6 protein-coding genes are annotated in these 9,285 nt (G+C 62.4%); 4 read left to right on the top strand and 2 right to left on the bottom strand.

Going from position 1 to position 9,285, the window contains the following annotated elements; all coding sequences use genetic code 11:
• On the bottom strand, window positions 1–839 hold an 839-nt coding region (locus AC1DYM_RS10355), incomplete at its 3' end, for a glycoside hydrolase N-terminal domain-containing protein (RefSeq protein ID WP_477337972.1).
• Between the two features lie 285 nt (window positions 840–1,124).
• Between AC1DYM_RS10355 and AC1DYM_RS10350 the strand changes: the two genes are divergently transcribed.
• From AC1DYM_RS10350 to AC1DYM_RS10340, 3 genes are all read left to right on the top strand, one after another.
• Entirely contained in the window at window positions 1,125–4,031 is a 2,907-nt protein-coding gene (locus AC1DYM_RS10350) for a TonB-dependent receptor (RefSeq protein ID WP_477337971.1), read from the top strand.
• Between the two features lie 117 nt (window positions 4,032–4,148).
• Window positions 4,149–5,966 carry a glycoside hydrolase family 35 protein gene (locus AC1DYM_RS10345; protein WP_477337974.1) on the top strand — a complete coding sequence of 606 codons (1,818 nt, stop codon included), beginning with the start codon at window positions 4,149–4,151 and terminating at the stop codon, window positions 5,964–5,966.
• A gap of 70 nt (window positions 5,967–6,036) precedes the next feature.
• On the top strand, window positions 6,037–7,227 hold the full coding sequence (locus AC1DYM_RS10340) for a glycoside hydrolase family 27 protein (protein ID WP_477337969.1): 1,191 nt from the start codon (window positions 6,037–6,039) through the stop codon (window positions 7,225–7,227).
• Window positions 7,228–7,273: 46 nt separating this feature from the next.
• On the opposite strand, the gene AC1DYM_RS10335 is transcribed toward AC1DYM_RS10340, so the two are convergent.
• The gene (locus tag AC1DYM_RS10335; RefSeq protein ID WP_477337967.1) at window positions 7,274–8,518 is read right to left on the bottom strand and encodes an RCC1 domain-containing protein; all 1,245 of its coding nucleotides are present in this window, start codon (window positions 8,516–8,518) and stop codon (window positions 7,274–7,276) included.
• 274 nt (window positions 8,519–8,792) lie between these two features.
• On the opposite strand from AC1DYM_RS10335, the gene AC1DYM_RS10330 reads away from it, so the two are divergent.
• A complete protein-coding gene (locus tag AC1DYM_RS10330) occupies window positions 8,793–9,176 on the top strand; it encodes a hypothetical protein (RefSeq protein ID WP_477337965.1) in 384 nt (127 codons plus the stop codon).
• Window positions 9,177–9,285: the final 109 nt, after the last annotated feature.

Genomic DNA, 9,285 nt, shown 5'->3' with positions numbered 1-9,285 from the left:
GGCGTGTAGTTGGTGCCGCCGCACAGGAGGACCGTCAGCGCGCTGCAGTCCGCGAAATGGATGCCGTTCGCGTCGGCGTGGACGGTGCCGGACTCTGCGACCGCCGTGACGTTCGTCGCGTACCGGAGGCCGTTCTCCAGAACGCCTTCGAAATGACTGCTCGCGGTCCCACTCGATCCTTTTAAGGCCGCTGCCTGGGACGTTTCCCCGTGCATGCCACGCAACTGGACCGATCCGTTGTGGCGGCCTGCGCCGGACTGGGACAGGTGGATGACGATCAGGTCGTCGGGGTGACTGGCGAAGACCTCGCACGTGTACGCGATGCCGTCTTTCCGGTACGACGTGCGAACGTAGCCCTGGCCCAGATCGAGTTCGCGCCGGTAGTCGGTGATCCCGACGGCCTCATGTTCTTTGATCGACAGGTGCAGGGTGGCCAGCATGACCAGGCTGCCGAAGTGTTCGGTGGTGTAGTCGAACTGGCCGTCGTCGCCCAGCACGACATCGCGTTTGCCAAGCCACATCGATGCATCTGTGACGTAGAGCACATTCGACGAGGGGTCGCCACCGACCAGTGCACCCAGGCGACCATTGCCGATGGGCAGGCCTTCCCGCAGCAGGTTCGACTCCGGCGCGGGTGTTCCGTACCAAAGGGACTGCGTCGCCGCGCGTGGCATGGGGCCGACAGGGCGTTCGACAGGTTTGCTCTCGGCAAACCGGGGCAGGCTGAGCCACGGCAACAGGGCCGCCATGGCGCCCGTCATCTTCAAGAAACGGCGCCGGTCCATCGGATCGGCGAGCGGTTTTTCCAGGCACGTGTGCCGATCCCTGCCACTGGTCATGTAGTGTTCCGACGCTCCTGGAAAAGCCATTTGTAGGACAAATAGAAATCTAGAGCGGAGCACCGACATTGTCATGCTGCGGCGCAGCTTGTTGCCATGATCAAGCTAGGTATTATGAATAAGTACTACAAATAAGCGGTAGCAGCTAACTGCTCTGTCAGGGGTAAGGGGTGACGGGGATTTCGGGGCTTTGTGGCGCCGGGTGGGTAACGGTGTCGATGGGCGTCGGGCAGCAAACCGTGTGTGCTCATCGGACGTTATTCCACAGAGTGGGGGAGGGTAGCCATGCAGCTAACGAAATTGGCGGTCGCCGTGCGGCGGTCGCTTGTGGCAACGGGTGTCGCCTGGTTGGTGGGTTACGGCGCACCAGGTTACGCACAGACCGCGACAGCGGCGCCAGAGGCCGCTCCGGCCGGAACGCAGTCCGCTACGCCACCTGCCAAGCCGGGCAAGCCGGCCAAAGCGGCGGACGACAAGAGTGACGAGAAGAAGGTCACCGAGTTGGGTGAGGTCGCCGTTACCGGTCAGCTCGCCGCACTCCAGCGCGCTCAGGCGATCAAGCAGGATTCGGTCAACGTCGTCGATTCCATTTCCGCTGAAGAAGCCGGCAAATTCCCCGATCCCAATGTAGCCGACGCACTGCAGCGCGTGCCCGGTGTATCGGTGAACCGCAGTGGTGGCGAGTCCAGCCAGATCGCCGTGCGCGGCTTCGGTCCCGATTTCGTCGCCGTCACCATCAATGGACGGCCGATGGCCACGGCCTCCGGCTCGCGCGCCTTCAATTTCGATGTCCTTCCCTCGGAAATCATCAGTGTCGCCCAGGTCAACAAGACCTCGTCCGCCGACATTTCCGAAGTCGACATCGGCGGCGTGGTGGACATCCAGACCGCGCGACCGCTGGACTTCAGTGGGTATCACGGCGCATGGAGCGGGGCAGGTATCAACAGCAACCTGACCGGCGACTGGAAAGGCAAGACCACACCCAAGGCCTCGGGCCTGCTCGGCTGGACGAACAAGGATCACACCTTCGGCTGGATGCTTTCCGCTTCGTACTACAAGCGCAAGGACACCCAGCTCAATACGCAGGCCAACTCCTGGTATGCCGACCAGGACATCTACACGACGCCGGGCGCGACCACGCCCACCTATAGGAACGTGGCGCTCCCGGAAACGCTGGCCAGCAACGTGTTGAACGAGACGCGTACCCGCAAGGGTTTCAGCGGCGCCATGGACTGGAAGCCGATCGATGCGCTCACGGTCCAGTTCGACACCTTGTACTCGAGCTACAAGGTCGACCCCATCGAGCACGAGTTCGGTCAGTACGGCAACACGTCGGACATCCAGTCGCTGACGACCGATGCCAACAATACGGTGACCAGCTTTGTCCGTAACAGCCAGGGCCCGAACGTCATGGCGAACGACTATGTCACGTCGTATACGCCGAGCTACGAAAAGAGCTACCAGAACGGTGTCAACCTCGGTTTCGACATCGACGAATCGACCAAGCTTATCCTCGATGCGTCCAGCTCCAAGGCCTGGAACAAGCAGAGCCCCAACGGCTACTTCCTGGTGGTCGGCGCGAAGAACTTCGGTACCAACCCGACCTGGACCAACGGTGGCAGCAACGAGCCGCCGAGCTACTCGAACATCCTGTCGCCGACCAACCTGGACAACCTCACGGCGCATTGTTGCAATGCCGGCTCCGGCAACAACGTGACCAACAAGGTCGACAACTATCAGTTCAAGCTGGACAAGGCCTTCAACGACAGCGTGATGACGCGCTTCGAGGCGGGCGTGCAGTACACCAAGGAATCGGTGAAATCCGTGAGCTGGGGTACGCCGAACGGCATCCTCTGCAACGCGTACTGCGGCTATACCATCCCGGTCCCGGCGGACGCGATCGGTGCGTACATCTTCAACGCGCCATCGAAGATCAAGGGTGTGTCGTCGCCGGGCCTGCCGTCGCAATGGATTCAGTACGATCCGCGGGCTTACCTGGACTGGCTGGCGTCGCCGGCCGCATATAACCAGCTCCCCGACGACAAGCGCGCCGCGCTGCTTGCCGGCATGGCTGCGAACGGTGGCAACCTGGATGCCGCCCCTAACCCGGGCAGCTACAACAATGTGGGCGAAAAGGAAAAGTCGTTCTTCACCAAGGCCGTGTTCGAAGGCACGATGTGGAACATGCCCTGGGCGGTCGACGTCGGCGTGCGTTACCTCAACGTCGTCTCGACATCCACGGCGATCAACCAGCCGCCGATCGCGTATTACGTCGATCCGCACGACACCAGCAACGGCCAGGTGACCTACGGTCCGCTGGCGCCGCAGTCGGACAAGGGTGGTTACCACAAGTGGCTGCCGTCGATGAACTTCAAGTGGACACTGCTGGACAACCTGATCTATCGCCTGTCCCTGTCCAAGACGCTGACACCGCCCCAGCTCAGCAACCTTTACTACAACAAGAGTTTCGGCACGCGCCCGAACTCCTTGACCATTTCGCAGGGCAACCCGCAGCTCCAGCCGTACACCTCGCGTAACTACGACATGGGCCTGGAGTGGTACATCGACGACGCCAGCTACATCGCTGTCGAGGGTTTCTACAAGAAGGTCAGCAACTTCAGCACGCTGGTGAGCACGCCGGTCCCGTTCCTCAACGACCAGAACACCGGGCAGCCGTTCATCTGGTCGCTCACCCAGCCGATCAACCTCAACTCGTCGAACATCTACGGTGCCGAAGCGACGTTCAATTACCAGTTCACGCATCTGTTGCCCGAGCCCTTCAACGGCCTGGGCATGGCCCTGAACTACACGCATGTGAAGAGCAGCACCGCGCTGAGCCCCGGCGTTATCGCGGCATCGGGCAAGTTCGCCGTGCCCGGTATCGGCGACTCGGCCAACGCCAGCGTTTACTACGAGAAGGGCCCGGTGCAGGTGCGCGTGGCGTACAACTGGCGCGGCAAGTATCTGGAAAGCCTGGCCTTCGGTTCGGGCGCCCAGCCGGCCACGCGCAGTGCCTACGGACAGGTCGACCTGAGCGCGAGCTACGCGGTGAACAAGCACCTGTCGGTGTTCGTCTCCGGCACCAACCTGACGCACGAGCATCTGTACGACTACTCGGTGTACAGCAACCGTTTCCTCTATGCCGAAGCGGACGGCACGATCTACACCGTCGGTGTGCGCGGAACGTTCTGATGTCCTCCGGGGCATGAAGTAGCCCGGCACCGGCTCGCCTTCGCGCGAGCCGGTGCCGATGCCGGTGGTCCTGATGTGAGGTGTCTAGTGAGTCGATCGAAGAGTGTCGTGGCGTCCATGCTGTTCATGGGCGCCCTGTCGTGTGGCATGGCATCCGCGGCGCCTGCCGCATCCGGCCAGCCGATGAGCATCGAGAAGGGGCACTTCGTTCTCGACGGTAAACCGTTCCGCATCGTCTCCGGCGAGATGCATTACGCGCGCGTGCCGCGCGAATACTGGCGGGACCGCCTGAAGATGGCCAAGGCCATGGGCCTGAATACCATTACGACGTATGTGTTCTGGAACGCCCACGAGGCGACGCCGGGGCACTTCGATTTCAGCGGACAGAACGATGTCGCCGAGTTCGTTCGTGAGGCGAAGGAAGAGGGGTTGTACGTGATCCTGCGTCCCGGCCCTTATGTGTGTTCCGAGTGGGAGTTTGGTGGCTTGCCTGCGTGGCTGCTGAAGGATCCCAACGTCAAGGTGCGTAGCACCGACCCGAAATTCATGGAGCCGGCGCAGCGCTGGTTGCACAGGATGGGCCAGGAACTGGCGCCGCTGCAGCTGAGTCGCGGTGGCAACATCATCGACGTACAGGTCGAGAACGAGTACGGCAGCTTTGGCACCGACACCGCCTATATGGAGCAGATCCGCAAGGGGATCGTCGATGGCGGCTTCAACGCCTCGCTGCTCAGCACGTCCGATAGCGCGGAAACACCCGGATCGCTGCCCGGCGTCCTGCAGGTCATCAACTTCGGTGTGGGCCACGCCCAGAAGAAGTTCGAGAAGCTGCAGACCTGGCAGCCCGGTGGCCCGTACATGGTTGGCGAGTACTGGATCGGCTGGTTCGACCACTGGGGTGCGCCTCACCATGTCGAACCCGCGAAGAAAGTTGCCGACGAGTTGTCGTGGATGTTGAAGCAGGGCTACTCGGTCAATTTCTACATGTTCCATGGCGGTACCTCGTTCGGCTGGATGAACGGCGCGAACTGGGACGACAACAGTTACCAGCCCGACGTCACCAGCTACGACTACGACAGCCCCCTCGATGAGAGCGGACGTCCCACGCCGAAGTACCTGGCCGCACGGGCGGTGATCGCCAAGGAGACCGGCGTCTCACCGCCGCCCGTGCCCGCCACGCCACCGACACAGGCGATCGACGGCATCAAGCTGGGTGAGTCCGTGTCCTTGTGGGACAGCTTGCCTGCACCGGTGTCCTCGGCCGAGCCGAGAACGATGGAGTCGTTCGACCAGGCCTATGGCGACATCCTCTATCGCAAACGCATCGACGCCGATGTGTCCGGCGAGTTGCTGGTCGACACCTTGCACGACTATGCGCAGGTCTACGTCAACGGCAAGCGGGTCGGCACGCTCGATCGCCGCCTGAAGCAGGACCGGATGAAGGTCGCCTTGCACAAGGGCGACACGCTGGACCTGCTGGTGCAGAACGACGGGCGCATCAACTTCGGCGAGAAGATGCTGAACGAGCGCAAGGGCATCCTTGGTCCCGTCAGCCTCAACGGCAAACGGCTGCATGACTGGCAGAACTACTCACTGCCGTTCACCGATAGCGCATCGCTGCACTACACCTCGGTCGCCTGCCAGCATGCGCCATGCTTCTATCGCGCCGCGTTCGACGCACCGGTTGCCGGCAGCGCCGCGGCGGATACGTTCCTGGACACGGCAGGTCTGGGCAAGGGCTTCGTCTGGCTCAATGGCCATGCGCTGGGTCGTACCTGGAGCATCGGTCCGCAACGCACGCTTTATGTACCCGGGGTTTGGCTCAAGCCGCACGGCAATCAGATCGTGGTGCTCGACCTGCTGGTGGAAGGTGCGCCTGTGCTCAGCACGCGCAAGCAACCCATCCTCGGCACGACCACGGTGGGTATTCCATGAGCCGCGATGCTCGCTCGTTTCTCTTTCTACTTTCTTCCGACCGACATGAGGCGTATCGATGAGCGATTCCATGAATAGCATCCTGCGAGGCGCGATCGTTTCCGCGCTCATGTGTGTCGCGGCCGTGGCTGCCGCGCCGGTCAAGGCGGACGAGACGCCCTCCGTCCTGCCGCAGATGGGTTTCAACAACTGGAACTCCACCCACTGCCGTGCCGAGTTCGATGAAGGGATGATCCGCGGCGTGGCCGACAAGTTCATCAGCCTGGGGCTGAAGGATGCCGGCTACCAATACGTCAACATCGACGATTGCTGGGCCAACTGGCAGCGCGACAGGGACGGCCACCTGCAGCCGAACCCGAAGCGTTTCCCGAGCGGCATCACCGCCCTGGCCGACTACATCCACGAGCGCGGGCTGAAGTTCGGCCTGTATTCCAGTGCGGGTACCTCGACCTGCGAGCCGCTGGAGGAGAATCGTGGGTTCCCGGGTGGCCTGGGTCACGAAAAGGACGACGCGAAGACGTTCGCCTCCTGGCATGTCGACTACCTCAAGTACGACAACTGCAACAACCAGAAGGTGGATGCGCATCAGCGTTACACCGCCATGGCCGAAGCCCTGCGTGGCAGCGGTCGGCAGATCTTCTTCAGCATGTGCGAGTGGGGCGAGAACAAGCCCTGGCTCTGGGCTGGCAAGGACCCGGTCGATGCGGGCTCCTGGCGCACGACCGGCGATATCAGCGACAACTACGCCTCGATGCTGAAGATATTCAAGCAGAACGTCGTCCTCGATGGCTACGCGCACCTGGGCCACTGGAACGACCCGGACATGCTCGAAGTCGGTAACGGCGGCATGACCGATGTCGAGTACCGCAGCCACTTCAGCCTGTGGTCGATTATGGCCTCGCCGCTGCTGATCGGCACCGACCTTCGTACCGTGAAACCCGACGCGCTGCAGATCCTGCTCAACAAGGACGTCATCGCCATCGATCAGGATCCGCTCGGCGTGCAGGGAAAGCAGGTGCGTGACGCGGACGGCATCCACGTTATCGTCAAGCCGCTGAAGGACGGCGGTCGCGCTGTGGCAGTGTTCAACGAAGCCGATACGGCGAAGGACGTCACGGTCGCCGCGACCGAGATCGGCCTGAAGACTGGCGGGAGCCATACCGTACGCGACCTCTGGGCGCACACGGATGCGAAGGGTGACGGCTCGATCAAGACGAAGCTGGAACCGCATGCGACGGTGATTTACCGCATCAGCAAGTAACGCGGTGGCATCGACCGGGCGATCGCGCCCGGTCGATGCGTCGTGTTCAGGGGTAGCGGCCCCAGATCCATACATGCCCGTCGGCATCGATGGCGGCGCTGCGTCCTGCATCGGCCGCCACAGCTTTGGCAGGCCCGAACCCCTGAACGCGTTGGGGGAGCTCGGAGTAAGCATCGCTAGCTCCGCGTGCTGCACTCGATGAGCACGCATACGTATTGGAGGGAAGGCCACCCAGCTTTCCCAGTTGTGCAAATTCGTTGTCCCCGGTGGCCCACACCGATCCGTCGCGGGCGAGGAAGAGCGCGTGACGTCGCCCGGCCGCCATGGCCTTGACTGGAGGCATGCCCGTGATCAGCGCCGGCAACGCCTGATAGCCGCCGATGTGCATCGCTGCGTTGGCGTCGCCACCGAGCTGTCCGCATTGGTTATCGCCCCAGCCCCATACTTGCCCTTTCTTGTCGAGCGCCAGATCGAAGGCGTGGTAACTGGCGATGGCAACGATCGTTGGTAGTCCGTCGACCATGCGAGGGGTGCCGTCGGGCGCTTCGGAAAGGCCGTACGGGTTGGTGAAGGGGCCGCAGAGGCGGGCCACCGCCACAGGCTGGGAGGGCGTAGCCGATGCCACGATGGGGTGCGAGAGGTTACCCCAGGTCCAGACATGCCCCTTCCGATCGAGCGCCATGCTGCTCCGGCGGCCTGCCGCAATGGACGCTATCGGTGGCAGCGATGCCACGGCCTTAAAAGGGAGGTAGATGGATTCCGTGGCGAAGTCCGGGCGTCCCAATTGGCCGCAGTCGTTCATGCCGCCGCTGACGATACTGCCGTCGGCGTTGAGCAACATGTAGTGCATCGAACTTCCGGCTAGCTCTTGGCCGTGGCTCGCGAGACGATAAGGCTGAACACCACAATCGCTGCCGTCCAGTTTGAGATTGCAGCGCCGAATGACGTCTTCGGGCGCCCACCGCACGAGGTCACCCTCCTTGGTGATGCCGATGCCTTCATACGCGGAGCTGGCGATACGATTGAAGAGAGCGGGTGGGCCCGGCGGTTGCCTGTCCCGACGAAGGAGCATGGGGTACGCCGTCGATTCACAGGCGTCTGTCGTGTCGCTGACGAAGTAGGACCATAGGCGCCCCGCACTATCGAGTGCCACGAGATAGCCTCGTTGGAAGGCGATAGCCGTTGCGTCTTCGATCCCCGGTACCTTGAACGGAGCCGTGCGCAGGATGGGACAATTCAGCCTGGGCTTCTCGGGCGCCGGGGGATGGAGCACGCCCCGAACGATCGTCACGCCACTCCAGACGAGAAACGCCGTGAAGGCGAGGATGGAAAGGAGAGGGAGCTTTGCGATCCGTGCTGGCCAGGATGTTTTCGCTGCGTCCACCCGTATCCCTCTATAAGGCGCACGAGGATGGGTCACGTTGGCCCCGTCTTTCATTGCGCTGCCCAAGTGCTTTAGACGCGATTATGCCGCTGCGCAGATCGCTTGCCAGCTCGATGGATCGACAGCCAGCTCATGCATGGATACGATCGGAACTCCGCTACACACCAGGGAAGATCACACGATGAAATCATGGACGCCAGTATGGCTCTTGGTCGTGGCGATAACGCTGTCCGGCTGCGATAGCGATAGGGCCGTCATCTGGGAGGCTCACGTACGTTCACCCGACGGACATTACCGGGCCAATGCGACCACCACGCAGCAAAGCGGTCCCGGAAATGCGGCGCTCTATAGCGAGGTCAATCTCAGCCAGGGGGACGCTGATGAGGGTTGCGAGATATTAAGCTTTTCGCACCACGGAGTGTACGAGCTGAAGGACGGGGCGGTGACAATGACGTGGGTGGGTAACACGACGCTTCACGTGGAATACGTGCCGTCTGCAACGGTGGACTTTCAGGCCATCAAGTGCGCGGGTGTCACCATCGAGCTCGAGCCGCGATCGAAGTAGCGGCCGGGTACAAAGCCGGACACCCACTGTCCGCCACCGTACGCTCGCCTCCCTCGAACCCACGCCACCAAGCCACTCCCGCCTTGGCACGCCTCGTGCTCTAGCCCTG

Source organism: Luteibacter sp. P1_D3, from assembly GCF_056406135.1.
This window is presented reverse-complemented; position numbering and strand designations above follow the sequence as displayed.

What these genes read in the sequence shown, in the direction of transcription:
- AC1DYM_RS10345 (WP_477337974.1), top strand. Translation starts at nt 4,149, where the DNA reads ATGCTGTTCATGGGCGCCCTGTCGTGTGGCATGGCATCCGCGGCGCCT.
- AC1DYM_RS10340 (WP_477337969.1), top strand. Translation starts at nt 6,037, where the DNA reads ATGAATAGCATCCTGCGAGGCGCGATCGTTTCCGCGCTCATGTGTGTC.
- AC1DYM_RS10330 (WP_477337965.1), top strand. Translation starts at nt 8,793, where the DNA reads ATGAAATCATGGACGCCAGTATGGCTCTTGGTCGTGGCGATAACGCTG.
- AC1DYM_RS10350 (WP_477337971.1), top strand. Translation starts at nt 1,125, where the DNA reads ATGCAGCTAACGAAATTGGCGGTCGCCGTGCGGCGGTCGCTTGTGGCA.